This window comes from Arthrobacter paludis (genome assembly GCF_056782315.1).
This window is the reverse complement of the sequence record NZ_JBXAEW010000007.1, coordinates 149,307-173,631: the sequence shown is the minus strand read 5'-3', so window position 1 is coordinate 173,631 and position 24,325 is coordinate 149,307. Positions and strand designations below refer to the sequence as shown.

General features: G+C 72.9%; 20 protein-coding genes. 13 read left to right on the top strand and 7 right to left on the bottom strand.

Going from position 1 to position 24,325, the window contains the following annotated elements; genetic code table 11:
• Positions 1 to 20 precede the first annotated feature (20 nt).
• Positions 21 to 1,229 carry an NAD(P)/FAD-dependent oxidoreductase gene (locus AC1Q5D_RS07985; protein ID WP_481738049.1) on the bottom strand — a complete coding sequence of 403 codons (1,209 nt, stop codon included), beginning with the start codon at positions 1,227 to 1,229 and terminating at the stop codon, positions 21 to 23.
• Positions 1,230 to 1,445: 216 nt separating this feature from the next.
• On the opposite strand from AC1Q5D_RS07985, the gene AC1Q5D_RS07980 reads away from it, so the two are divergent.
• The 9 genes from AC1Q5D_RS07980 to AC1Q5D_RS07940 all read left to right on the top strand — a co-directional run bounded on the left by AC1Q5D_RS07980 (position 1,446) and on the right by AC1Q5D_RS07940 (position 13,384).
• On the top strand, positions 1,446 to 1,790 hold the full coding sequence (locus AC1Q5D_RS07980) for a bifunctional 3-phenylpropionate/cinnamic acid dioxygenase ferredoxin subunit (protein ID WP_481738048.1): 345 nt from the start codon (positions 1,446 to 1,448) through the stop codon (positions 1,788 to 1,790).
• An 8-nt stretch (positions 1,791 to 1,798) separates the two neighbouring features.
• The gene (locus AC1Q5D_RS07975; protein ID WP_481738047.1) at positions 1,799 to 3,694 is read left to right on the top strand and encodes a BCCT family transporter; all 1,896 of its coding nucleotides are present in this window, start codon (positions 1,799 to 1,801) and stop codon (positions 3,692 to 3,694) included.
• Positions 3,695 to 3,731: 37 nt separating this feature from the next.
• A complete protein-coding gene (locus AC1Q5D_RS07970) occupies positions 3,732 to 6,236 on the top strand; it encodes a GcvT family protein (RefSeq protein WP_481738046.1) in 2,505 nt (834 codons plus the stop codon).
• Between the two features lie 300 nt (positions 6,237 to 6,536).
• The gene (locus AC1Q5D_RS07965) at positions 6,537 to 8,357 is read left to right on the top strand and encodes a BCCT family transporter (RefSeq protein ID WP_481738045.1); all 1,821 of its coding nucleotides are present in this window, start codon (positions 6,537 to 6,539) and stop codon (positions 8,355 to 8,357) included.
• A gap of 70 nt (positions 8,358 to 8,427) precedes the next feature.
• Positions 8,428 to 9,264: a creatininase gene (locus AC1Q5D_RS07960; RefSeq protein ID WP_481738044.1), complete on the top strand. Its 837-nt coding sequence runs from the start codon at positions 8,428 to 8,430 to the stop codon at positions 9,262 to 9,264.
• Positions 9,265 to 9,438: 174 nt separating this feature from the next.
• A complete protein-coding gene (locus tag AC1Q5D_RS07955) occupies positions 9,439 to 10,794 on the top strand; it encodes an MFS transporter (RefSeq protein WP_481738043.1) in 1,356 nt (451 codons plus the stop codon).
• Positions 10,795 to 10,848: 54 nt separating this feature from the next.
• On the top strand, positions 10,849 to 12,099 hold the full coding sequence (locus AC1Q5D_RS07950; protein ID WP_481738042.1) for a M24 family metallopeptidase: 1,251 nt from the start codon (positions 10,849 to 10,851) through the stop codon (positions 12,097 to 12,099).
• Positions 12,100 to 12,170: 71 nt separating this feature from the next.
• Positions 12,171 to 12,956 (top strand): IclR family transcriptional regulator, encoded by a 786-nt coding sequence (locus AC1Q5D_RS07945; RefSeq protein ID WP_481738041.1) that lies wholly within the window; start codon positions 12,171 to 12,173, stop codon positions 12,954 to 12,956.
• 128 nt (positions 12,957 to 13,084) lie between these two features.
• Positions 13,085 to 13,384 carry a cupin domain-containing protein gene (locus AC1Q5D_RS07940; protein ID WP_481738040.1) on the top strand — a complete coding sequence of 100 codons (300 nt, stop codon included), beginning with the start codon at positions 13,085 to 13,087 and terminating at the stop codon, positions 13,382 to 13,384.
• A 67-nt stretch (positions 13,385 to 13,451) separates the two neighbouring features.
• On the opposite strand, the gene AC1Q5D_RS07935 is transcribed toward AC1Q5D_RS07940, so the two are convergent.
• Positions 13,452 to 13,613, bottom strand: a complete 162-nt coding sequence (locus AC1Q5D_RS07935; RefSeq protein WP_481738039.1) for a hypothetical protein — start codon at positions 13,611 to 13,613, stop codon at positions 13,452 to 13,454.
• Between the two features lie 444 nt (positions 13,614 to 14,057).
• On the opposite strand from AC1Q5D_RS07935, the gene AC1Q5D_RS07930 reads away from it, so the two are divergent.
• Positions 14,058 to 14,576, top strand: coding sequence for a hypothetical protein (locus tag AC1Q5D_RS07930; RefSeq protein ID WP_481738038.1), 519 nt, complete (start codon positions 14,058 to 14,060; stop codon positions 14,574 to 14,576).
• A 10-nt stretch (positions 14,577 to 14,586) separates the two neighbouring features.
• On the opposite strand, the gene AC1Q5D_RS07925 is transcribed toward AC1Q5D_RS07930, so the two are convergent.
• The 4 genes from AC1Q5D_RS07925 to AC1Q5D_RS07910 are packed head-to-tail and all read right to left on the bottom strand — an operon-like array spanning position 14,587 to position 18,657.
• Positions 14,587 to 15,843 (bottom strand): FAD-dependent monooxygenase, encoded by a 1,257-nt coding sequence (locus tag AC1Q5D_RS07925; RefSeq protein WP_481738037.1) that lies wholly within the window; start codon positions 15,841 to 15,843, stop codon positions 14,587 to 14,589.
• A complete protein-coding gene (locus AC1Q5D_RS07920) occupies positions 15,840 to 16,586 on the bottom strand; it encodes a methyltransferase domain-containing protein (RefSeq protein WP_481738036.1) in 747 nt (248 codons plus the stop codon). Before AC1Q5D_RS07920 ends, AC1Q5D_RS07925 begins: the two co-directional genes overlap by 4 nt.
• A gap of 2 nt (positions 16,587 to 16,588) precedes the next feature.
• Complete coding sequence (locus tag AC1Q5D_RS07915) at positions 16,589 to 17,713, bottom strand: type III polyketide synthase (RefSeq protein ID WP_481738035.1); 1,125 nt, start codon at positions 17,711 to 17,713, stop codon at positions 16,589 to 16,591.
• Between the two features lie 59 nt (positions 17,714 to 17,772).
• Complete coding sequence (locus tag AC1Q5D_RS07910) at positions 17,773 to 18,657, bottom strand: inositol monophosphatase family protein (RefSeq protein ID WP_481738034.1); 885 nt, start codon at positions 18,655 to 18,657, stop codon at positions 17,773 to 17,775.
• A 216-nt stretch (positions 18,658 to 18,873) separates the two neighbouring features.
• On the opposite strand from AC1Q5D_RS07910, the gene AC1Q5D_RS07905 reads away from it, so the two are divergent.
• Positions 18,874 to 19,341: a MarR family winged helix-turn-helix transcriptional regulator gene (locus AC1Q5D_RS07905; protein ID WP_481738033.1), complete on the top strand. Its 468-nt coding sequence runs from the start codon at positions 18,874 to 18,876 to the stop codon at positions 19,339 to 19,341.
• Positions 19,338 to 21,023 carry an MFS transporter gene (locus tag AC1Q5D_RS07900; RefSeq protein WP_481738032.1) on the top strand — a complete coding sequence of 562 codons (1,686 nt, stop codon included), beginning with the start codon at positions 19,338 to 19,340 and terminating at the stop codon, positions 21,021 to 21,023. Before AC1Q5D_RS07905 ends, AC1Q5D_RS07900 begins: the two co-directional genes overlap by 4 nt.
• 28 nt (positions 21,024 to 21,051) lie before the next feature.
• On the opposite strand, the gene AC1Q5D_RS07895 is transcribed toward AC1Q5D_RS07900, so the two are convergent.
• A complete protein-coding gene (locus tag AC1Q5D_RS07895) occupies positions 21,052 to 22,455 on the bottom strand; it encodes an aldehyde dehydrogenase family protein (protein WP_481738031.1) in 1,404 nt (467 codons plus the stop codon).
• 354 nt (positions 22,456 to 22,809) lie between these two features.
• On the opposite strand from AC1Q5D_RS07895, the gene AC1Q5D_RS07890 reads away from it, so the two are divergent.
• Entirely contained in the window at positions 22,810 to 24,294 is a 1,485-nt protein-coding gene (locus AC1Q5D_RS07890; RefSeq protein WP_481738067.1) for an APC family permease, read from the top strand.
• Positions 24,295 to 24,325: the final 31 nt, after the last annotated feature.

The following is a 24,325-nucleotide window of genomic DNA, read 5'->3' as shown; positions in this document are numbered from 1 at the left end:
GTGGTGGCTGCGTGGGGCGGTCAGGGCTGGGCGACGGCGGCGGCCTCGCGCTGCTGCCGGTCCAGCCGGCGCCGCCAGCCGGTGAACGTCTTGGGGCTGTTCGCGCCGAGGGCGCCGACGGCGGCGCCGCCCTCGCGGTAGACGGCGACGAACCGGCCGGACTCCACGGACCCCTCGATGACCTCGTGCTCCGGCGCGGACCGTCCGGCGAACTGGAGGCGGACCCCGTGCTGGTCGGACCAGAAGTAGGGGAGCGGGGCCGGGGCGGACGGCGCGGCCGGGTCGAGCAGCGTGGCCACGGCCAGCGCGGGGCGGTCGACGGCGCCACTCCAGTGCTCCACGCGCCGGTGCGTCCCGGCGGCCGGGTCGAACCAGGCCGCGCAGTCGCCGACGGCGACGACGCCGGGGACCGAGGTGCGGCCGGCGGCGTCGCAGAGGACGCCGCCGGGGGCCGCCGTCGCGACCTCCACGCCGGAGCCGGCGAGCCAGCCGGTGTTCGGGGCGGCCCCGATGCCGACGAGGACGAGGTCCGCGGGCACGAAGTCGCCGTCGTCCAGCGTCAGCCCCGTGACCACGGACTCGCAGCTGTGGTAGGTGGCGACGCGGCGCCCGCAGCGCAGGTCGACGCCGTGGGAGCGGTGCAGGTCGGCGACGAACGCCCCGAACCCGGCGCCGAGGGGCCCGGCCAGGGGCACCGGCTCGGGCGCGACGACCGTGGCCTCCATGCCCAGCTCGAGCGCGGTCGAGGCGACCTCGAGGCCGATGAACCCCGCGCCGACGACGACGAGACGGCCGCCGGGGCCCAGTTCGGGCGCGAGGGCGCGGGCGTCCGCGAGCGTGCGCAGAGTGTGGACGTTGGCCAGGCCGGCCAGCTCCGGCAGCCCGCGGGCGGACGCGCCGGTGGCGAGCACGACGCCGTCGGCCTCGACCCTGGTGCCGTCGGAGAGCCGGACGGTGCGGGCCTCGGCGTCGAGCCCGACCGCGGTGCGCCCGAGCAGCCATTCCGCGCCCAGCGGGTCCGGCCCGCCCTCGAGCGAGAGGTCCTCGAGGGAGAGCTGCTCCTCGCCGATCCGGCCGGCGAGGAAGTCCTTGGACAGGGGCGGGCGGTCGTAGGGCCGCTCGGCCTCGTCGCCGATGAGGACCAGCCGGCCGGTGAAGCCCTGGGCCCGCGCCGCGCGGGCGGCCGAGAGTCCCGCGAGCGATGCCCCGACGATGGCGAGTGTGCGCATCCGCGCCTCCTTGGTTCAGTTGCGAGTCCCGCAACGTGTTCCGTTACAGGGAACAGCGTGACCTCTCCGTGATCGCTGTGTCAAGCATCACATTTGAGCATTGACAGGACCGTCGCGGATCCTCCAATCTGTTGCCCGTGATGATCGGCGTTGATCATTGCGAAACTCGCCCCGGGTGACTCGCCCCGGGCCGGACATCCCGAAAGAGGTCCTCCCATGCACCAGGTCTGTCCGCTGAGCCAACTGGCCCGGGGAGACGCCATGCGCGTCGACACCTGGCCCCCGATCGCCGTCTTCCACACGGAGGAGGGCGAGTTGTTCGCCATCGACGACACGTGCACGCACCAGGACGCCTCGCTGGCCGACGGGTGGGTCGAGGACTGCGCCGTCGAGTGCCCGCTGCACGCGTCCCGCTTCAACCTCCGCTCGGGCGCGGTGGACGGGGCCCCGGCCAAGCTCCCGGTGCGGGTCCACGGCGTCTCGGTCGTCGACGGCATGATCGTCGTCGAGGAGTCGCAGGAGGCCCCGAACCTCCCGCCGGGCCTGACGGTCAACGGATAGGGGCGGCCATGTCGATCGACAACGACACCAGGGCACAGGGCGACGGGGCCGCGCGCGGGCCGGACGCCGAGCCGCAGGACGGGCAGGACGCTGCCGGACCGGCCGACCAGGCCGCCTGGGCCGAGGTGCCCGACGAGGAGATCCTCGAGGAGCTGCGCACCACGGCCGACCCGGAGCCCGGGACCGCGCGCGAGCGGGGCGTCGACCGGGTCCTCTTCGCGGTGGCCGGCGTGGCCGCGCTGGCCTTCGTCGTCTGGGGCTTCGCCGGCACCGAGAGCCTCGCCGCGGCGTCGTCCGCGGCGCTGGGCTGGGTCACGGAGAGCACGGGATGGGCGTTCGTGGCCGTCGCCTCGCTGCTGGTCGTGTTCGTCCTCTGGCTGGCCCTCGGACGCTTCGGCCGGATCCCCCTGGGCGCAGACGGCGAGCGTCCCGAATTCCGGACCGTCTCGTGGATCGCGATGATGTTCAGCGCCGGCATGGGCATCGGGCTCGTGTTCTACGGCGTGGCCGAACCGCTCTACCACTACATCGCCCCGCCGCCGGGGACCGTCGACGCCCAGACTCAGGAGGCGATCCAGACGGCGATGGCGACCTCCATCTTCCACTGGAGCGTCCACCCGTGGGCCATGTTCGCCGCCGTTGGCATCGCGATCGCCTACTCGACCTTCCGGCTCGGCCGCAAGCAGCTGATTTCCTCGGTGTTCATCCCGATCCTCGGCCTGCGCGGCGCGGACGGCTGGCCCGGCCGGGTCATCAACATCCTCGCGATCTTCGCCACGCTCTTCGGCACCGCGGCCTCGCTCGGCCTGGGCGCGATGCAGATCTCCAGCGGCCTGCAGGAGAACGGCCTGATCGCCGGCGCCGGCCCGACCGTGCTCATCGCGATCATCGCGGTGCTGACGGCATGCTTCGTCGCCTCCGCCGTCTCCGGGGTCGCCCGGGGCATCCAGTGGCTGTCCAACACCAACATGCTGCTGGCCGTGCTGCTGGCGCTCATCGTCTTCGTCGCGGGGCCGACCCTGTTCATCCTCAACCTCATCCCGGCGGCCGTGGGCGACTACCTGCGCGACCTGCCGACGATGGCCTCCCGGACCGAGGCCAGCGGGGGCGAGGAGATGCGCGCGTGGATGTCCGGCTGGACCATCTTCTACTGGGCCTGGTGGATGTCCTGGACGCCGTTCGTCGGCATGTTCATCGCCCGGATCAGCCGCGGCCGCACCATCCGCCAGTTCGTCACCGGGGTCCTGCTCGTGCCCAGCCTCGCGAGCGTGGCCTGGTTCGGCATCTTCGGGGGCACCGCGTTCCAGCTCCAGCAGACCGCGAACGCCACGCCCGCGGCGGACGACGGCCTGGTCCAGATGGTCGACGGCGAACCCACCATCGCGTTCGAAGGCGCCCTGTTCGACCTGCTCCACGCGCTGCCCGTACCCGGCTGGATCGCCGTCGGGGCCGGCCTGCTCGCCATGGTGCTGATCGGCATCTTCTTCATCACCAGCGCCGACTCGGCGTCCATCGTCATGGGGTCGCTCAGCTCCAACGGGAGGCTCGAGGCCCGCAAGGGCGTGCTCGTCTTCTGGGGCGTGCTCACCGGCGCGATCGCGGCCGTCATGCTGATCGCGGGCGGGGACGAGCCGGGCGAGGCCCTCTCGGGGCTGCAGCGGCTGACGATCGTGGCGGCGCTGCCGTTCACCGCCGTCGTCCTGCTCATGTGCCTCGCGCTGGTCCGCGACCTGCGCCGGGACCCGCTCGTGCTGCGGCGCCGCCTCGCCGACAACGTGGTCGAGCGGGCCATCCGCGACGGCGTCGACGCGCACCGGGGCGGCAGGTTCCGGCTCGTCACCCGCCACGAGTGCGGCGACTCCTGCGCCGAGCGGCCCTGCCCCGACGCGGGCCGGCGCCCCTAACCCACCCACCGACCATTCCACGACCTCCAGGAGCACCATGAACACGCCCCACGTCGTCATCATCGGCGCCGGCATCGTCGGCGCGAACCTCGCCGACGAGCTGGCCCAGCGCGGCTGGACCAACACCACGGTCATCGAACAGGGCCCGCTGCGCCTGGCCGGCGGCTCCACCTCCCACGCGCCCGGCCTCGTCTTCCAAACCAACCCGAACCGGGCCATGACGCAGTTCGCGCAGTACACGGTCGAGAAGCTGCTCTCGATCAGCCGCGACGGCTACTCGTGCTTCCGGCAGCTCGGCGGCCTCGAGCTCGCCACGACGCCCGAGCGCCTCGAGGACCTCAAGCGCAAGCTCGGTTGGGCCACCTCGTGGGGCATCGAGGGCCGGATCATCGACCCCGACGAGTGCGAGAAGCAGTGGCCGATGCTCAACTCCTCCATGGTCCTCGGGGGGCTCCACGTCCCCAGCGACGGCCTCGCCTCCGCCGCGCGGGCGGTCCAGCTGCTCATCGAGCGCGCCTCGGCCGCCGGCGTGCGCTTCCTGGGCGAGACGCCGGTGACGGGCATCGAGCGCAGCGGGCGCCGGGTCACCGGCGTGCGGACGCCGGACGGCATCGTGGCCGCCGACGTCGTCGTCTCCTGCGCCGGCTTCTGGGGCCCCGCGATCGGGGCGATGGCGGGCGTTCCCGTGCCGCTGCTGCCGCTGGCCCACCAGTACGCGACGACGACGGCGGTGCCGGGGCTGGGCGAGCGCAACGCCGGCATCTACCCGCTGGATCCGGGGCAGGGCGCCCAGCTGCCGATCCTGCGCCACCAGGACCGCGACCTCTACTTCCGCGAGCACGGGGACCGGATCGGCATCGGCTCCTACGCCCACCGCCCGCTGCCCGTGGACCTGGGCGCGCTGCCCGAGTACGCGGCCTCGGGGTTCTCCGAGCACCGGATGCCGTCGCGGTTGGACTTCACCCCGGAGGACTTCGCACCGTCGTGGGAGGACGCCCGCGAGCTGCTCCCGGCCCTGCGCTCCACGGAGATCGAGGACGGCTTCAACGGGGTCTTCTCCTTCACGCCGGACGGCGGCCCGCTGGTCGGCGAGGCCGCGGACCTGGACGGGTTCTTCCTGGCGGAGGCGGTCTGGGTGACGCACTCCGCCGGCGTCGCCCGCGCCGTCGCGGAGCTGATCGTCGACGGCTCCACCTCGACCGACCTGCACGGGTGCGAGGCCTCCCGGTTCGAGGAGGTGCAGACCGCGCCGGACTACGTCAGCGAGACGGCGCAGCAGAACTTCGTCGAGATCTACGACGTGCTGCACCCGCTGCAGCCGCGCACGTCGCCGCGGGACGTGCGCACGAGCCCGTTCCACGCCCGGCAGCGCGAGCTGGGCGCGTTCTTCCTCGAATCCTCGGCGTGGGAGCGGCCGCACTGGTACGAGGCCAACGCGGCGCTGCTCGACGAGCTGCCCGACGAGTGGCGGGAGCCGGAGCGGGACGCCTGGGCCGCCCGCTTCCACTCGCCCATCGCGGCGGCCGAGGCCTGGCGGACCCGGACGGCGGTGGCGATGTACGACATGACGCCGCTCAAGCGGCTCGAGGTGTCCGGGCCCGGCGCGATGGCGCTGCTGGAGCGGTGGAGCACCGGCAAGGTCGACAAGTCCGTCGGAGCGGTGACGTACTGCCTGATGCTGGACCCGGCCGGCGGCGTGCGCAGTGACATCACGGTCGCCCGGCTGGGGGAGGAGCTCTTCCAGGTCGGCGCCAACGGCAACATCGACTACGACCTGCTGCGCGCCGAGGCCCGGAAGCAGAGCGAGGCCGACCCGCGCGCCTGGGTGCAGGTGCGGGACACGACGGCCGGGACGTGCTGCATCGGCCTGTGGGGGCCGCGGGCGCGCGACGTCGTCGCGCGGATCAGCGCGGACGACTTCTCCAACGAGGGCCTGAAGTACTTCCGGGCCAAGCGCGTGCACCTGGCCGGGATCCCCGTCACGGCGATGCGCCTGTCCTACGTCGGCGAGCTGGGCTGGGAGCTCTACGCCGACGCGAACACCGGCCAGCGGCTCTGGGACGCGATCGCCGAGGCCGGGCGGGACCTGGGCATCGTGGCCGCGGGCCGCGCGGCGTTCAACAGCCTGCGGATCGAGAAGGGCTACCGCGCGTGGGGCACCGACATGACCACGGAGCACGGTCCCGACGAGGCCGGGCTCGGCTTCGCGGTCAGCCCGAAGCGGACGGGCTTCGCGGGCGAGGAGGGCCTGGCCGCCCGTCGCGCCGAGGGCCCGGCCCGGCGGCTTCGCTGCCTGGTGGTCGACGACGGGGAGGGCGTGCTCCTCGGCAAGGAGCCCGTCTTCGTCGCCGGCGAGCCCTCCGGCTACGTCACGAGCGCCGCGTTCGGCCACACGGTGGGCCGGCCCATCGCCTACGCGTGGGTGCCGGCCGGGCTGGGCGAGGGGGACCGCGTCGAGGTCGGGTACTTCGGGCGCCGTGTGGCCGCGACCATCGCCGCCGAGCCGCTCGTGGACCCGGAGATGGCGCGGATTCGGGGGTAGTCCCCGGCCCGCTGGCGGCGGGAACAGGCCATGGCGGAAGGCCGTCCACCAGAGGTGGGCGGCCTTCCGCGCTGCCTGCGCGCGGGGCCGCTACGGACGGGAGGACCGCCCGGGGCGGTGGAGTGCCCGGCGGGCGGGCGGCGATGGGAAAATGGCGGCAGACGCTTGACTGTGAGTTGTGCCACTGTATTCTCGTTGCAACCGAGTTGCCTTGAATGCAACTGGCAGGCCGACACGTCGTCCGCCCCACCCACACAACCCGCCCCGGCCCCTAGCCGCCGGAATCCCGGAGGGACGCCAATGTCCATTCACGAACAGGAAAAGGCCGCCAACGTCGGCGACCCCCAGACGCCCGAAACAGCCGAGCCCCGCCGCGCGCCGGGCACCCCCGCAGGGGACCCCGCGACGGTCGCCGCCGAGATCGCAGAGGAGGCCGGCCTGCGCCGCCGCAAGCCCCGCACCGTCGAACTCCCGCGTTTCCGCGGGCGCGTGATCCCGCCGCTGGACCGGGGCATCATCATGGCCCTGCCGCCGCTGCTGATCCTCGGCGTCGTCATCGCCGTCATGGTGGACCCCGACGGCGCATCCGGCCTGATCAACCGGCTTCGGACGTTCGTGACGTCCGGCTTCACGTGGTTCTTCGTGCTCTACTCGGTGGTCGCCGTCGCCGTCTGCACGTGGCTGTGCTTCAGCAAGGTGGGCGGCGTCCGCCTCGGCGGCCCCAAGGCCAAGCCCGAGCACAGCAAGTTCGCCTGGTACTCCATGCTCTTCGCGTGCGGCCAGGGCATCGGCCTCATCTTCTGGTCCCTGGCCGAGCCGATCCTGCTGCGCGAAGCGGCCCCGCTGATCCCCGCCGGCCCGAACCCGGGCGAGGCGGGCATGGTCTGGAGCTACTTCCACTGGGGTCTCACCGCCTGGGCGATGTACTGCGTCGTGGCCATCTGCCTGGCCTACTCGCACCACAACCTCGGCAAGACCCTGACCTTCCGCGAGGCCACGGTCGACATCCTCCCGAAGCGGGCCCAGCGCCCGGCCGGCGTCGTCGTTGAACTCCTGGCGATCATCGCCACCGTGCTGGGCCTGGCCACCTCGTTCGGTTTCGCCGCCCTGCAGTTCACCTCCGGCCTGTCCTCGTTCACGGGGCTGGCGGCCAGCCCCGGCGTCTGGATGGCCGTGATCCTCGGCCTGGGCGCGCTGACCGCCCTCTCCGCCTTCATGGGCGTCAACAAGGGCATGAAGCGCATCAGCGAGGCGAACTCGGTCCTGAGCATCGTCCTCGTGGTTGGCGTGTTCGTCTTCGGCCCTGCCGTCTACATCCTCTCGAACGTGTCGCAGACGTTCGGCTCGTTCTTCTACCACTTCATCCCGATGAGCCTCTGGGCCGAGGCCGAGACCTCCGCCGCCCCCCTCGCGTCCTGGCAGGACAGCTGGAGCGGCTGGTGGACCGTCTTCATCTGGTGCTGGGTCATCGCGTTCTCGCCGTTCGTTGCCGGCTTCATCGCGCGGATCTCCCGCGGCCGCACGATCCGTGAGTTCGTGCTCGGCGTGACCATCATCCCGTCCCTCATCGTCATGGTCTGGATCGGCATCATCGGCTCCGCCGGGCTCTACTACGACGACGCGAACGGCGGCTCCATCTCCGCGGACGTCGCCGAGGACACCTCCAGCGGCCTGTTCTCGATGCTGGGCATGGTCCCCGTCGTCGGCGGGGCGCTGATCGTGGTCGCCACGATCCTCGTCGCGACGTACTACGTCACGAGCCTCGACTCGGGAACGTACGCGCTGGCCGAGTTCGTCTCGGCGCCCAAGAAGTCCGGTCCCTGGTTCCGCGTGATCCTGGTCGCCAGCATCGCGACCGTCTCCCTGGTCCTGCTCTCGATCGGCGGCACCGCCGTGGTCGACACCGTCCAGACCGGCACGATCATCGGCGCCTTCCCGTTCTCCTTCGTCATCCTGCTCATGATCGCCAACCTCATCCGCCGCCTGCGCTGCCGCGACAAGGAGACCCGCCGCCTGGAGAAGGAAGTGAACGACCCGAACCACCGGCCCGAGGACGACCTGGTCGACGAGTCCGGCGTCCCCGTCGCTCCCGCCCCGCGGCCGGACGAGCCGGCCCACTAGCATCCTTTCCACACCGGCGGCGGCGCGCACCGCGTGCCGCCGCCACCGCACCACGAAGGAACGAACGCCCATGACACCCCAGGAACCCGCCGCGGTCAGGCTGGCCCACACCGACGCCCACACGTACCGCGAATGGGCCGCCGGCCCGGCCTCGACCGTCCTGGTCCCGGTCGGCGCCTTCGAGCAGCACGGACCGCACCTGCCGCTCGGGACCGACGCGATCCTGTCCGCGCGCATCGCCGAAGCCGTCGCCGAGCGCACCGGCGGACGCGTGGCGCAGCCCATCGCCTACGGCTACAAGTCCCAGCAGAAATCCGGGGGAGGGAACCACCTCCCCGGCACGGTCAGCCTCGACGGCGCGACGCTGTCCGGCCTCGTCCGCGGGATCGTCTCCGCCTTCCTCGAGCAGGGCGTGCGCAATGTCGTCCTCCTGAACGGGCACTACGAGAACTACCAGTTCCTCTACGAGGGCGTGGATCTGGCGCTGCGCGACCTCGGCATCCGGCCGGGGGACCGGCAAGCGGTGCTGCTGCTGTCCTACTGGGACTACGTCTCCGAGGAGACCCTCGCCCGGGTCTACCCGGACGGCTTCCCCGGGTGGGACATCGAGCACGGCGGCGTCCTCGAGACCTCCCTGATGCTCCACCTCGAGCCGGAGCTCGTGCGAATGGACCGCGCCGTGGACCATCCCGCGGCCGAGCTGCCGCGCTTCGACCGGCTGCCGGTGGTGCCGGACCGCACGCCGGCCACGGGCTGCCTCTCCGCCCCGACCGGATCCGACGCGGAGAAGGGCCGGCTGCTGTTCGAGCAAGTCGCGCAGGAGCTGGCGGACGACCTGCGGGCGGAGCTGGGCCTCGAGCCGGCCGCGGCGCCGGGCGTGCCCTCCGGCGACGCCGCCCTGGCTTAGCTCCGCGCTGCTCCGACCCGACGCACAGGGAGGGGGACCCACGGGTCCCCCTCCCTGTTTGCGTCCGCCCGGAAAATTTCCGCGGATACCCCCTTGACGTGCCATACGTCACACGAAATACTCAACGCAACAGGGTTGCAGCAAATGCAACACCACCTAACCCCCGGAGGCATCATGACCCAGCGCGAGAACGGCCAGACCCCCCTGGCCGCACCCGCTGTGGCAGCCGCGCCAGCTCCCGGCCCGGCCGCCCCCGTCGACGCCACGACCCGCCGCCGCGTCATCGCCGCGAGCTTCATCGGCAACTTCGTCGAGTGGTTCGACTACGCCGTCTACGGCTACCTCGCCGTCACCATCACGGCCGTGTTCTTCCCCGAGTCCGATCCGCAGACGGGCCTGATGCTCACGTTCGGGCTCTTCGCGATCTCGTTCCTCGTCCGCCCGCTCGGGGGCTTCGTCTGGGGCCACCTCGGCGACCGCGTCGGCCGCCGCACGGCCCTGTCCTGGTCGATCCTGCTGATGTCCCTGGCCACGTTCTGCATCGCGCTGATCCCGTCCTACGCGGCGATCGGCATCTGGGCGCCGCTGACCCTGCTGGCCCTGCGCGTGGTCCAGGGCTTCTCCGCCTCGGGGGAGTACGCCGGCGCGTCCGCCTTCCTGGTCGAGTACGCCCCCGCGAACCGCCGCGGCCTCTACGCCGCCGTCGTCCCGGCCAGCACCGCCACCGGCCTGCTGCTCGGCTCGCTGATCGCGGCCCTGCTCTCCGCCAACCTCGACCCCCAGCAGATGTCCGACTGGGGCTGGCGCCTGCCGTTCCTGCTCGCCGCGCCGATGGGCCTCATCGGCCGCTACATCCGGACGAAGCTCGAGGACACCCCCGCCTTCCGTGAGCTCGAGCAGGAGGACGAGGCCGCCAAGGCCCCCGTCGGCGCCCTGTTCCGCAACCACTGGCGGAAGCTGCTGCAGGCGGCCGGCGCCGTCCTGCTCAACGCCGTCGGCTTCTACGCGATCCTCAGCTACATGCCCACCTACCTCTCGCAGGAGATCGGGCTCGAGGAGACCGCCTCGTTCCTGGCGACCACGGTGGCGCTGCTGACCTACATCGGCTTCATCTTCGCCACGGGCATGCTGTCGGACCGCTTCGGCCGCAAGCGGGTGCTGATCAGCGCGTCGGTCGCGTTCATCGTCCTGACCGTCCCGGCCTTCCTGGCGCTCGGGACCGGGAGCTTCGCCGTCGTCGTCCTCGTCCAGACCCTGCTCGGCGCCATGCTCACGCTCAACGACGGCACCCTCCCCAGCTTCCTGGCCGAGATGTTCCCGACGCGGGTCCGCTACTCCGGCTTCGCCGTGAGCTTCAACCTCGCCAACGCAATCTTCGGCGGCACGGCGCCGCTCGTGGCCACCTGGCTCATCGCCACCACGGGCAGCAACCTGGCCCCCGGCTGGTACCTCATGGCCGCCGCCGCCGTCTCACTCGTCGCCGTGGCACTGTCCGCGGAGACCAGCCGCAGCGCCCTGCGGCACGAATAGACCACCCGACACACACCAACCCAGCGCCTCGGCGCCGCACGAAAGGAACACCACATGACCATCGCACCGAACGCCAACTCCGTCTCCGAGCTGGAGCGCCTGAAGGTCCTCCACAACGGCGAGAAGCAGCAGCTGACGTTCTCCGACGCGGAGTTCGAGCGCCGCCTGAACGGCCTGCGCCAGATCATGGCCGCCAAGGACCTCGACGCGGTCATCCTGACCAGCTACCACGGCATCAAGTACTACTCGGACTTCCTGTACACGACGTTCGGCCGCAACTACGCCCTGGTCGTCACCGCCGACGACTCGGTCACAGTGACCGCGAACATCGACGCCGGCATGCCGTGGCGCACCAGCTACGGCGAGAACATCGTCTACACCGACTGGAAGCGCGACAACTTCTTCTTCGGCCTGCAGGAGGCCCTGCGCCAGCGCGGCGTCAAGGCCCGCCGCCTCGGCGTCGAGGACGACGCCCTGCCGCTGATGGTGCGCCAGCGCATCCAGGCCGCGTTCGAAGGAGCGGAGCTGCTCGACGTCTCCCAGGACGCCATGCGCCAGCGCATGATCAAGTCCGCCGAGGAGATCGAGGTCATCAAGCACGGCGCCCGCATCGGCGACCTGGGCGGCGAGGCCATCAAGGCCGCGATCCGCGAGGGCATCTCCGAGTACGAGGTCGCCCTCATCGGCACCGAGGCCATGGTCCACGAGATCGCCAAGACCTTCCCGCACCGCGAGGTCCGCGACACCTGGGTCTGGTTCCAGTCCGGCATCAACACCGACGGCGCCCACAACTGGGCCACGACCCGCAAGCTGCAGCGCGGCGACATCCTGTCCCTGAACTGCTTCCCGATGACCTCCGGCTACTACACCGCCCTGGAGCGCACCCTGTTCCTCGGCCAGCCGGACGAGGAGAGCCTGCGCCTGTGGAACATCAACGTCGAGGTCCACCGCCGCGGCCTGGAGCTCATCAAGCCCGGCGCCGTCTGCAAGGACATCGCCGCCGAGCTCAACGAGATCTACGTCGGCTACGGCCTGCTCCCGAACCGCACGTTCGGCTACGGCCACTCCTTCGGCGTCCTCTCGCACTACTATGGCCGCGAGGCGGGCCTGGAGCTGCGCGAGGACATCGACACCGTGCTCGAGCCGGGCATGGTCGTCTCGATGGAGCCGATGATCACCGTCGCGGACGGCCAGCCGGGCGCCGGCGGCTACCGCGAGCACGACATCCTCGTCGTCGGCGAGGATGGCGCGGAGAACATCACCAAGTTCGGGTTCGGCCCGGAGAACAACATCATCGACGCCTAGGACCCCAGGGTCCACGGCGAGCGGACGGGGCGGCGCTGCCGCCCCGTCCGTGCCCCGGCGGAAGGAAGCACATGGCCACGACCGAACACACGGAGAGCGGCAACGGGACCCGCGGCGCATCCGTGATCGTCAACGTCGTCGAGGTCCTGCGCTGCTTCACCGTCGACGAGCCCCTGCAGGGCGTCACCGACATCGCGGCGCAGGTCGGCCTGCACAAGTCCAGCGTCTCCCGCATCCTGGCCACCCTGGAGCAGGAGCACATGGTCGAGCGGGACGAACTGTCCCGCAAGTACCGGCTGGGGCTTGGACTGATCGCGGTCTCCGGGCCGCTCCTGGCCAACCTCGACGTCCGCCGCGTCGCGATGGAGGACCTGCAGGCCCTGGCGGACCGGACGGGGGAGACCGCGGCGCTGAACATCTGGGACGGCGCCGCCGCCGTGACGGTCGAGCAGATCCCCAGCCGGCGCCAGGTCAAGCACACGTCCGCGCTCGGCAGCCGGTACACGACCGGCCTGAGCGCCAGCGTTCAGGTCTTCCTGGCGCACCTGGACCCGGCGCGCGTGCGCCACCTGCTCGACGCCGGGCGCATCCGGTTCGACCCCCCGGTGGACGCGGAGGCGTACCTCCAACGACTGGCCGGCGTCCGTCGCGACGGCCACGCCGTCAACCACGGCGAGACGTCCAGCGACGAGGTCGGGATCGCCGCGCCCGTCTTCGACCACCGCGGGGAGGTCGTTGCCACGGTCCTCGCGGCCGCGCCGTTCTACCGCGTCTCGGAAGACGAGGTCCCGGCCCTCGCCGGCGCGTGCCGGCACGCGGCCGAGCGGATCTCGCTGCGCCTGGGCGCGGTGCGGTGACGGAGCCGGACAGACCTCTGGCCTGGGCCCACGAGCGAGCCGGCGACGGCGCCTTCGACCACGCGTTGCACGGGGGCGCCGGACGCACGACCGTGCAATACCACTTCGCCCGTGAGATGAGCCTGCCCGTGGCAGTCCAGACTTGGGTCCTCGAACCGGGCGCCAGCGAGGGCGCACACGCCCACAGCGAGCCCGGCCTGGAGGAGTTCTACCTTGTGGTCTCCGGTACTGCGCGCATGAGCGTCGATGGGCGCCGCCATGAGCTGGGACCCGGCGATTCCGTGTTGTGCCCACCCGGCGTCGACCACGGCGTCGTCAACCCGGGGCCGGGCGACCTGCGTCTGGTCGTGGTCTGGGGCCCTCCGGGTGCGGCGGACTTCAGCTCCTACCCCACCTACCGGAAGGCTGTGGCGCGCCCGACGGCGTAGGCTCCGCGCGTGTCGAGGCACGATGTGGGGCGGCGGCCGCCCGCGGCCGCCGCTGGTGAGCGCGCGCCTAGTGCTGGATCCAGTACCGCAGGCCGAAGCCCACGAAGATGAGGCCGAACACCACGCCGATGAGCATTGGCGTGACGACCGTGCCGGACTGGATTCCCAGCAGGAAGGCGAACACCGCGAAGAGCAGGACGACGCAGAGGCCCGCGACGATGTACTCCATGCCCTCGTGGTGGTGTCGGGCCGTGGCTCTGGCCCGGCCCCGGTGATGGCGTATGGCGTGTCCCATGGACCAACGGTAGACCTCCCACACCGTGAGGGATAGGGGCCATAGGATGGATTCGGCACAAGTCGTGGCCAGAGGCAAGGCCGGCGGGCGCGCGCCGGGGAACGTGGGGGATGCGTGACCGAGGAGAACAGGTCCGGACAGGGATGGAACCAGCCGTCCCGCCAGGGGTGGGGAACTCCTGGGCCACCCGGATACGGCCAGCCGGGGCCATACGGCCAGCCGGGCGAACACGGCGGGCCGGGGCACTATGGCCAACCGGGGCACTACGGTCACCCGGGCCACTACGGCCAGCCGGGGCAACACGGCGGGCCGGGCCAGCCCTATCCCGCGTGGGGGCCACCGCCCCAGAAGGCCTCTGCGCTGACCATCACCGCGCTGGTGATCGGAATCGTCGCCGTCGCGCTGTCCCTGGTCCCCTTCATCAGCTACTCCGCGTTCCTGCTGGGGCCCGCCGCGATCGTGCTGGGTCTCGTGGCGCTGGCGAAGCGGCGCCCCCGCCGCGGTTTCGCGATCGCGGGCGTCGCGACCGGCGCCGCCGCCCTGGTCGTCGCGATCGTGTACGCGATCGTCATCGCCACCCTCTTCAACGCCATCGGGGACGCGACCGGAGAGACGGAGGGCTACACGTACGTCGTCGAGGGCGAGGGCCCCTACACCGTGACCTACGCGGCGTCGGACCTCATGAACCTCGGGGAGGAGACGACCACGGGCCGGTTCGAGCTGGGCGTGGAGGCGAACCGCGTGCTGGGGTTCCTCTCCGCCACGAACGCCGAGGGGGCCACGGGGAGCCTGAAGTGCACGATCCTCGACGCGTCCGGCCGGGTCGTCTCGACGGACACGTCGACCGGCCAGTTCGCCACGGTCGACTGCGCGACGGCGGAGCAGTTCGCCCAGTAGCGGGCCCGCGCTACGCCAGCATCGCGAACCGGCGCGCCACCCAGCCCGCCGCGCCCGGCCGGCGCACGAGCGCTCCGAGGGCGGCGGCCCGCGCCGCGAAGGCCGGCGCCGGAAGCGGCCGCCCCAGCGCCATGTTCACCTCGGCCTGCCACGCCGCGGTGCGTGCCGCGGCCAGCCGCCGCGCGGAGTAGCCGGCCCACCCCGCGGCGCCGGGGTCCGTGCCGGCCACCGCCGCCGCCAGCAGCGGGGCCAACTCGGCCGCGTCCGCGAGCCCGAGCGTCATGCCCTGTCCGCCGATCGGGCTGATCTCGTGCGCAGCGTCGCCGGCGAGGACCAGCGGCCCCGCCATCGCCGACGTGGCCAGCCGGCGCCGGGTGCCGAACCGGCTGGTCATGCCGGGGCAGGCCGCGTCGAGCCCGTGGCCGGTCCGGTGGAGCACTTCGGCCACGAGGCGCGCGCGGTCCTCCGGCCCGTCGTCCCCCAGCCGCACGACCCACCGGCGGCGCCCGCCGGGCAGCGGGAACGACTCGACGATCCCTTCGGGATGCAGGTACAGGGCCGCCGTCGCCCCGTGCGCGGTGGTGTCGGGGAAGTCGCCCATCAGATAGCGGTCCGGGTAGGTGCGCGCCGGCGGGTCGAGCCCCGCCGCGGTGCGCAGGGGCGAGCGGGCGCCGTCGGCCGCCACGACGTGGCGCGCGCGGACGATCCCCGGTTGCCCGCCGCGCCGGTAGTGGACGACGGCGCCGCCCCCGGAGCCGCGACCGACGCGCTCCACCGGGACGCCCCAGTGGAGGGCCCCGGGGGCGAGCGCGGCGAGCCGTTCGCGGAGCAGGGCCAGCGTGCGTTCCTGCGGCAGGGCCAGCACGAACGGGTGGGGGCCGCCGAGCACGGAGAAGTCGAGCCGGGCCAGCGGGCGTCCGTGGGCCAGGGCCAGGCCGTCGCGGATGGGCACGCCCTCGGCGACGGCCTCCTCCGCCACGCCGGCCTCCGCGAGGACGGCCAGGGCGGGCGGATGCAGGCCGATCGCGCGCGAGCCGGCGACCGGTCCCTCCCGCGCCTCGAGCACGGCGACCGGCACGCCCCGGGCCGCGAGCAGCACCGCGAGCGCCAGGCCGGCCGGCCCCGCCCCGGCGATGGCGACGCCGGTCTCCGCCGGCGGGGCGGGCGCGGCCGCCCGGGGGACGGCCTCCGCCGTCGTCTGGGGGACGGTCTCCGCCGCCGTCCGGGGGACCGGTGTCCCCGCCGCCCGGGCCTCCGGTCCCGTCACGGCCGGTGCACGGCGACGACGTGGAACGGCGTGCCCGCTCCCGTCTCCCACCGTCCGGGGACCGCGCGGGCCAGCTCGGCCTGCGTGTAGCTGCGGCGCAGGGACGCGAGCCCGTCGTGCCGGATGAACGAGCCCGGGGCCAGCGGGACGGCCGCGGCGGAGAACAGCCACCACGCCAGGGCGGAGCGGCGCAGGTCGTTGTGCACGGCGATCCGCGTGGCCAGGGTCTCCGAATCCGCCAGCAGGCCCGCCAGTTCAGCGTCCGTGAGGTGGTGGAGCATGTGGTTGGAGACCACCGCGTCGAACCGCCGGCCGGCGCGCACCAGGTCGGCGCTGTGCGCGGCCTCGAAGGACACCCGCCCGGCCGTCGAGCGGTCCCGGGCGGCGGCCCGCACCGCGTAGTCGTGGGCCCGCGGGTTCGGGTCGATGCCCGTGGCGCGCAGCTCGATCCCGTCCCGCGCCGCCCGCCGGACGAGCCACCGCGTCACGTCCCCGCCGCCGCAGCCGACGTCCAGCAGCGTGCGCGGCGCCACCGGTGCGGCGGGCCCGGCCGGATCCGGCGCCGCCGTCGTCCGCTCCTCGAGCGCCGGCTTCAGCCACCCCCGCCACAGCGTCTCCCAGCCGGCGAGGGCGCGGTTGACCACGGGGAAGCGGGCGTAGGTGCGCTCGAGCCGGCGCGGGTCGGCGTCGGGGGAGTCCATGAGCTCGACGGCGCCGGGCTCCCTCCGCTCGAAGCGGCCCACGCCTACTCCCCGGGGAGGAGGGTCATCAGGGACGTCTCCACGGTCAGGCCGGGCCCGAACGCCATGGAGCAGACCCGCCCCGCCTCGCCGTCGGCGAGGATGTCCCGCAGCACGAACAGCACGGTGGCGCTGGACATGTTGCCGTAGTCGCGCAGGACGCGCCGGGCCGGGCCGAGCTGGCCGTCGGAGAGGCCGAGCCGCTTCTGGACCCGGTCGAGGATGGCGCGCCCGCCGGGGTGGATGCCCCAGTGCGCGATGCCCGCGGGGTCCGCGCCGGCGAGTTCGGCGTCGCCGGCCAGCAGCGGCTCGAGCGCGCCGGTGATGTGGTCGTCGATGATGTGCGGGACGTACGTGCCGAGCACCATCTCGAAGCCCTCGTCGCCGATGTTCCAGGCCATCGCGTCCTCGCCGACGGGCGTGAGCGTGGTCGCGAACGCGTCGAGGGAGAACGCGGGGCCGGCGGCGGGCAGGTCGCGGGCGGTGACGACGGCGGCGGCCGAGCCGTCGGCGAAGATCGCCGAACCCATGATCGTGTCCGGGTCGTTCGAGGTGCGCACGTGCAGCGTGCACAGCTCGGTGCAGACGACGAGGACGACGGCGCCGGGATCCGCCCGGCAGAAGTCGTAGGCGGCGCGCAGGCCGGGGAAGGCCGCGTAGCAGCCCATGAAGCCGAGGTGGTAGCGGTGCGTCTGCGGGTGCAGCCCGAGCGCGCGGACCAGCTGGTAGTCGGGGCCGGGGTTGTAGAAGCCGGTGCAGGAGACGGTGACGACGTGCGTGACGTCGTCCGGCCCGATGCCGGGGACGGCGTCGAGGGCCTTCTTCGCGGCCTCCGTGAAGAGCGGCGGCGCCTGCTCGGCGAAGTGGGCGTTGCGCACCTTCGTGCTGGGGGAGAGGAGACGGTTGCCGGCGCGGTCGTAGAAGACGCCCTGCGGGGCGTCCGGGTCGAGGGTCAGCTCGGCGATGGCGCTGTACCGGGTGGCGATCGCTGCCGAGTCGAACGACGTGGAGACCAGCCGCTGGCCGAGCCGGGTGAGCCCCGGTTGGGCGGCGAACACGTCCCTGACCTGCTCCTGGTGCAACACGGTGGGAGGGACGGCCGTTTCGATGGCCCGCAGCATGACGGTCATGGCGCCGAACCTAGGGCGGGGCCGGGGGCGGGTCAAGGGGAGCGGCCCCCGGCGGCCGGCTACCGGCGCTTGCGGTGTCCGACGGCGCGGCGCGCGGCCACCGTGCGCTCGAGGAGCCCGACGGCGGTGGGCGCCTCGACGCCCGGGCCGAGCGCCGCGTAGCAGGGGGCCTCGTGGGCGGGGCGCGCGTCGTCGTCGTACCGGTAGGGCAGGTAGCTGCCGCCGGCCTGCCGGACGATCAGCGCCCCGGCGGCCACGTCCCACGGGTTCGTGTCCAGGCCGAAGGCGACGTCCGTCCAGCCCGCGGCGACGTGGGCCAGCCCGAGCGCGCCGGAGACGGTGCGGCGCACCGTGGCGTACGTGGTGACGAGGTCGCCGAAGCCGGCGACCGCGGCCGGCCCGTCCAGCGCGATGGCCTCGCCGGACGGGTAGTCCGTCATGACGGACAGGTGCCGCTCGTCCCCGGCCGCCGCCGGCGGGCGGAGCGGCTCGCCGCCCAGGTACGCGCCGTCCAGGTCGGCGGAGAACAGCAGGTCCGCGACCGGGTCGTGGATGACCCCGGCGACGACCTCGCCGTCGACCGCCGCCGCGATCGAGACGCAGAAGAACGCGACGCCGTGGGCGAAGTTGCTGGTCCCGTCGATGGGGTCGACGATCCACTCCACCCGGCCGGTGCCGCGGTGCCCGCCCTCCTCGCCGAGGATCCGGCTGTCCGGCTCGCCGGCGAACAGGTGCCGCTCGAGCGCGGCCTCGGTGGCGCGGTCGTGTTCGGTGACGAGGTCGTGGTGGTTGCGCTTGTTCTGGGCGGCGACTCCGGAGCGGAACGCGGTGCGGAGGGAGGGGGCGACGGCGGCGGCCGCCTCCTCGGCGAGCGTGCGCAGGCGGACGGACTCGCGGCGCAGCGGGACGGAACCGGGGGCGGGGGGCGGCGGGGTGTCGGTCACGGTTCCACCCTAGCGGCGGGCGGGCCGCGGCCGGTGTGGGCAAGGGCACCCTTGCCAGCCCCCCGCGCCGGGCTTACTGTTGCTGCAGGCAATAGTCGCCTCGGTCAACCATCCGGGCGCACCGCCTTCCGCCACCACGCCCGGGACCACCACGCGCCCGGGCGTCGCCCGCGCCGACGACCATGACCGGCGCCGCCGACCACGAGGAGCCGCCGCATGCCCGCCGCCGATGCCACCGTCCTGGACCTGCTCGGGCAGATCCACCGCTTCCAGCGCGCCGTCCGCTGCGCCGCGCAGAAGGGGCTGACGGACGCCGACCTGGGCACCGCGTCGCTGGCCGTCCTCGCCTTCGTGCAGCGCAACGAGCCCACGCGGGCCACCGACATCGCGCGCTGGCTGGGCGTCGGGCCGGCCGTCCTGAGCCGCCAGATCTCCGACCTCGAGGCCGGCGGGCTGCTGCGGCGCGGGCCCGACCCCACGGACGCCCGGGCCCAGCTCGTGCGGCTGACCGACGCGGGACGCGACGCGCTCGAGCGCGAGGAGGGCCGGCGCGCGCGGCTGCTGGGGGAGATGCTGGCGGACGTGGACGACGACGCCGTCGCCCACGCGGCGGACGTCCTGGACAGGCTGAACGCGGCCCTGTTCGGCGCCCTCGGGGCCGAGCCCGCGGCGGTGCGGCCGTGAACGCCGGTCCGCCGCGGCGGCCCGCTGTGGAGGACGCCGCCGTCGGCCCCCACGGCACGCGCCGGGACGTCGAGGACGCGACCGTCCACGTGCCCACCTCCGAGTTGCCGGCCGTCTCCGTGGAGCCGCACGCCGTCGCCCCGTCGCCGCGCGCGGAGGGGCGCCCGGCGGACGTGCCGGCGATGTCCACGCGCGAGGTCCTGCGGGCCATCGTCGGCGTGCTGGCCAGCTTCTTCGCGGCCATGCTCTCGGTCACGATCGTCACCATCGCCCTGCCGACGATCATGGCGGACCTGGGCGGCACCCAGACCGACTTCGCGTGGACCATCACGGCGACGCTGCTGGCGAACGCGGCGACCACGCCGATCTGGGGCAAGCTGGCCGACTTGTTCGACAAGAAGGCCCTGACCCAGGTCAGCATCCTCATCTTCATCACCGGGTCCCTGCTGGCCGGCTTCGCGCTGAACATCCCCATGCTGCTCGCCGCCCGCGTCCTGACCGGCCTCGGCATGGGCGGCCTCACCGCGCTGGGCATGGCCGTCATCGGCAGCGTGATCCCGCCGCGCGAACGCGGCCGGTACTCCGGCTACTTCGGCGGGGTCATGGCGACGGCGACCGCGGGCGGGCCGCTGCTCGGCGGGCTCATTGTGGACACCCCGCTGGGCTGGCGGTGGACGTTCTGGATCGGGATCCCGGTGGCCCTGGCGTCCATGTGGCTGATCCACAAGACGCTGCACCTGAAGCACCGGCCCCGGAAGGTCTACATCGACTGGGCCGGCGCGGCGCTCGTGACGGTCTCCGTGTCCACGCTGCTCATCTGGTCCTCGTTCGTGGGCAAGGACGGATACTTCGGGTGGGCGTCGTGGCAGACCGCGGCCATGGTCGGCGGGTCCGCGGTGCTCATCGCCGTCCTGCTGTGGATCGAGGGGCGCGTGCCCGAGCCGGTGATCCCGCTGAAGATCATCGCCCAGCGCACGACGTCCCTGGCGATCCTGGCGTCCGTGGCGATCGGCGTGGGCATGTTCGGCGCCGCCGCGTTCCTGGGCCAGTACTTCCAGCTCTCCGTCGGCGTGAGCCCGAGCCTGGCCGGCGTGCTCACGCTGCCGATGATCGCCGGAAACCTCATCGGCTCCGTCGTCTCCGGGCAGCTGATCAGCCGCTTCGGCCGCTGGAAGCGGTACCTCGTGGCCGGCGCCGCCATCAACACGGCCGGGCTCGGCGTCCTCGGGACCATGCACTCCGACACGCCCTATTGGATCCTCGCCCTGGCGATGCTCGGCAACGGCCTGGGCATGGGGATGATGCTGCAGAACCTGGTCCTGGCGGTGCAGAACACCGTCAAGGTCACCGACATCGGGTCAGCGTCCTCCTCGGTCGCGTTCTTCCGCGCCGTCGGGGGCGCGGCCGGCGTGGCGGTCCTCGGATCGGTCCTGTCCAACCGGGTCGTCGCCCTGACCTCGGACGGGCTGGGCGCCCTGCACCTGCTCGGCCCGGACGGGGGCGGCGCGGCAGCCACCAGCGGCGCCGACCTGTCCCGTCTGCCCGAGCCCGTCCGGGACGTCATCGCCGGCGCCTACGGGGAGGCGACGGCCGCGGTGTTCCTGCTCTCCGCGGCCGCCGCGTTCGTCGCGTTGGTGTGCGTGCTGTTCATCAGGGAGGTGCCGCTGCGCCGGACGGTGTAGCGGGGGCGCCGCGGCCGTGGCCGGCCGCTCAGCCGGCCACGTAGAGCAGCCGCTTGTTGGCGAACTCGTCCATGCCGAACGGTCCGAGCTCGCGGCCGAAGCCGGAGCGCTTCGTGCCGCCGAACGGCATGTCCGCGCCCGGCGCCATGGAGGCGTTGACGTTCGACATCCCGACGTCGAGGCGCTCGGCCACGGACCGGGCCGCGTCCGGATCGGCGCTGAACACGGCACCGCCCAGGCCGAAGGCCGTGTCGTTGGCCAGGGCCAGCGCGGCCTCGGCGTCGGCGGCGCGGTAGACGACGGCGACCGGCCCGAACAGCTCCTCCGAGTAGGCGCGCATGTCCGGCGTGACGCCGGTGAGCACGGCGGGGGAGAAGTAGGCGCCGGGGCCCTCGGCGAGTTCCCCGCCGGCGTGCAGCGTGGCACCGCGCTCGACGGCGTCGCGCACCTGCTCCGCGATCTCCTCGGCGCCGGCACGGGTGGACATCGGCGCGAACGTCCCCGGGGCGGCGACGGCGGGGTCGCCCGGAACCAGGCCGCGGGCCAGGGCCGCCAGCTCGGCGACGAACTCGTCGTGGATGGCGTCGGCGACGATGATGCGCTTGTTGGAGTTGCACGCCTGCCCGGTGTTGCCCATCCGGGTCCGCCACGCCGCCGCGGCGGCCGCCGGCACGTCGTCCGCGTCCAGGACGACGTAGGGGTCGGAACCGCCCAGTTCCAGGGCGACCTTCTTCAGGTGCCGGCCCGCCTGCTCCGCCACGATGGCGCCGGCGCGCTCCGAGCCGGTGAGGGACACGCCCCGGATGCGCTCGTCGGCGACGATCGCCCCGATCTGGGCGTGGGTCGCGTAGACCGTGGTGTAGACGCCGGCGGGAACCCCGGCGTCGTCCATGATCCGCTGGATCGCGGCGGCGGAATCCGGGCAGTTCAGGGCGTGCTTGAGCACGATCGTGTTGCCCAGCACCAGGTTCGGCGCCGCGAAGCGGGCCACCTGGTAGTACGGGTAGTTCCACGGCATCACGCCGAGCAGCGCCCCGACCGGCAGGGTTTGGACGACGGCGGTGCCCGCGGGCGTCGGCAGGGGGCGGTCCGCGGCAAGCTCCGCGCCGTGGTCCGCGTAGTAGCGCAGGATGTCCGCGCTGAAGCGGGCCTCGCCGATGGCCTCCGGCAGGGGCTTGCCCATCTCGGCCGTGATGATCCGGCCGAGTTCCTCCGCCCGCTCGTCGAAGAGGTCCGCGGCCCGGCGGACCACGTCCGCGCGCGCCGCCATCCCCAGACCCCGCCAGGGCTCGAACGCCGCGTCGGCCGCCGCGACGGCTGCCTCCGCCTCCGCATCGGTCGCCGGGGGCACGGTCCTGAGGACCTCTCCGGTGGCGGGGTTGACGACGCGGTAGTGGCCGCGTGCGACCTCGGTGAGCGTGGGCTGGGACATGGGGTTCCTCTCGAAGGGGCCGGTTCCGGGGCGTCGGGGGCGGGTGCTCAGGCGTGCGCCCAGGGGAGTGGCGCCGCGGGGGAGCGCTGCGGGCCCCACGGCGGGTGATCCGCACCACAGACTAAATACCTACACGAGCAAATGTAAAGCCCGCATCCCCTACCGGCTTGATGACACCCGAAGCGGCATGCAAGCGCCGGAAAGAAAGCTGCGTCACAGTATTGCGTTCGTAAAACATCTACGTTTATGGTTTTCTCTGTCACATCCCGATGTAACGTGCATCACTCCCTGTTCCGCCCTTCCGGAGCACCCACCTGACCGCCGTACCGAGGAGATACCGTGTCCGCTGATCCGATGCAGGCCACCCCGCCGGGCGCCACCGCGCAGGACGACGACGCCGCGCACCTGGCGTCGCTCGGCTACGAGTACGACCCCCAGTTCAAGCGCGAGATGACCTTCTGGGGCAACGTCTCGCTTGGCTTCACCTACCTGTCGCCCGTCGTCGGGATCTACAGCCTGTTCGCCGTCGCCCTCGGCACGGCCGGCCCGCCGATGTTCTGGTCGCTCGTGATCGTCGGGTTCGGGCAGTGGCTCGTGGCCTCCGTCTTCGGCGAGATCGTCTCCAACTACCCGGTGGCCGGCGGCGTCTATCCCTGGTCGCGCCGCCTCTGGGGACGCAAGTGGGGCTGGATGAACGGCTGGGTGTACCTGGCCGCGCTGCTCACCACGATCGCCTCCGTCGCCTACGGCGCGGGCCCCTACCTCGCGGCCTTCCTCGGCATCGAGGGCAGCGTCGACTCCACGATCGGCGCCGCCCTGGCCGTCATCGTGCTCGCGACGGTCCTGAACCTCATGGGGACCAAGGTCCTCAGCCGCGTCGCCATGATCGGCCTGCTCGCGGAGCTCGGCGGGGCGCTCGCCGTCGGTGTCTGGCTGCTCCTGTTCCACCGCCACCACGACCTGGGCGTCCTGTTCGACGCGTTCGGCGCCGGCGAGGGCAGCGACTACTTCATCGCCTTCGCCGCGGCCGGCCTGATCGGCATCTACCAGTACTACGGCTTCGAGGCCTGCGGCGACGTCGCCGAGGAGGTCCCCAACCCGGGCCTGCGCATCCCCAAGGCCATGCGCATGACCATCTACATCGGCGGCGCCGCCGCGATGTTCATCTGCCTGTCCCTGATCCTGGCCGTGCCCAACTTCGGCGCCGTGATCTCCGGCCAGAGCGCCGATCCGCTCAACGAGGTGCTCGCCTCCGCGTTCGGCCCGGTCGGGCACAAGGTCGTCCTCGCCGTCGTCCTCGTCTCCTTCGTCTCCTGCGTCCTGAGCCTCCAGGCCGCCGCCAGCCGCCTCTCCTACTCCATGGCGCGCGACGGCATCCTCCCGGCCAGCGGCCTGCTGTCCCGCTTCAGCGAGTCGCGCCACGTGCCGCCCTACTCCCTGCTCGTGGCCGCCCTCTTCCCGGCAGTCGTCGTCGTAGGCTCCAAGATCTCCGAGGACGCACTGGTCGCGATCATCTCCTTCGCCGCCATGGGCATGTACCTCGGCTTCCAGATGGTCGTGCTGGCAGCCCTCCGGGCGCGGCTCAAGGGCTGGCGGCCCGCCGGCAAGTTCAGCCTGGGCGGCTGGGGCCTCCCGGTGAACGTCCTCGCCCTCGTCTGGGGCGTCCTCGGAATGGTCAACATGGCCTGGCCCCGCACCCCCGAGGCCGGCTGGTTCGCCAACTGGATCGTCCTGATCTCCACCGTCGTCGTTGTCGCGGCAGGGCTCGCCTACCTGGCCGTCGCCAAGCCCCACCTCAAGGGCAACGCGCCCCACGCGGACGCCGTTCCCGCGGCCTGACCCGCCGCCCCGACCCACGAAAGGACCACGA

What these genes read in the sequence shown, in the direction of transcription:
- AC1Q5D_RS07965 (WP_481738045.1), top strand. Translation starts at nt 6,537, where the DNA reads ATGTCCATTCACGAACAGGAAAAGGCCGCCAACGTCGGCGACCCCCAG.
- AC1Q5D_RS07905 (WP_481738033.1), top strand. Translation starts at nt 18,874, where the DNA reads ATGCCCGCCGCCGATGCCACCGTCCTGGACCTGCTCGGGCAGATCCAC.
- AC1Q5D_RS07950 (WP_481738042.1), top strand. Translation starts at nt 10,849, where the DNA reads ATGACCATCGCACCGAACGCCAACTCCGTCTCCGAGCTGGAGCGCCTG.
- AC1Q5D_RS07980 (WP_481738048.1), top strand. Translation starts at nt 1,446, where the DNA reads ATGCACCAGGTCTGTCCGCTGAGCCAACTGGCCCGGGGAGACGCCATG.
- AC1Q5D_RS07960 (WP_481738044.1), top strand. Translation starts at nt 8,428, where the DNA reads ATGACACCCCAGGAACCCGCCGCGGTCAGGCTGGCCCACACCGACGCC.
- AC1Q5D_RS07970 (WP_481738046.1), top strand. Translation starts at nt 3,732, where the DNA reads ATGAACACGCCCCACGTCGTCATCATCGGCGCCGGCATCGTCGGCGCG.
- AC1Q5D_RS07935 (WP_481738039.1), bottom strand. Translation starts at nt 13,613, where the DNA reads ATGGAGTACATCGTCGCGGGCCTCTGCGTCGTCCTGCTCTTCGCGGTG.
- AC1Q5D_RS07945 (WP_481738041.1), top strand. Translation starts at nt 12,171, where the DNA reads ATGGCCACGACCGAACACACGGAGAGCGGCAACGGGACCCGCGGCGCA.
- AC1Q5D_RS07895 (WP_481738031.1), bottom strand. Translation starts at nt 22,455, where the DNA reads ATGTCCCAGCCCACGCTCACCGAGGTCGCACGCGGCCACTACCGCGTC.
- AC1Q5D_RS07890 (WP_481738067.1), top strand. Translation starts at nt 22,810, where the DNA reads ATGCAGGCCACCCCGCCGGGCGCCACCGCGCAGGACGACGACGCCGCG.
- AC1Q5D_RS07915 (WP_481738035.1), bottom strand. Translation starts at nt 17,713, where the DNA reads ATGACCGTCATGCTGCGGGCCATCGAAACGGCCGTCCCTCCCACCGTG.
- AC1Q5D_RS07985 (WP_481738049.1), bottom strand. Translation starts at nt 1,229, where the DNA reads ATGCGCACACTCGCCATCGTCGGGGCATCGCTCGCGGGACTCTCGGCC.
- AC1Q5D_RS07975 (WP_481738047.1), top strand. Translation starts at nt 1,799, where the DNA reads ATGTCGATCGACAACGACACCAGGGCACAGGGCGACGGGGCCGCGCGC.
- AC1Q5D_RS07955 (WP_481738043.1), top strand. Translation starts at nt 9,439, where the DNA reads ATGACCCAGCGCGAGAACGGCCAGACCCCCCTGGCCGCACCCGCTGTG.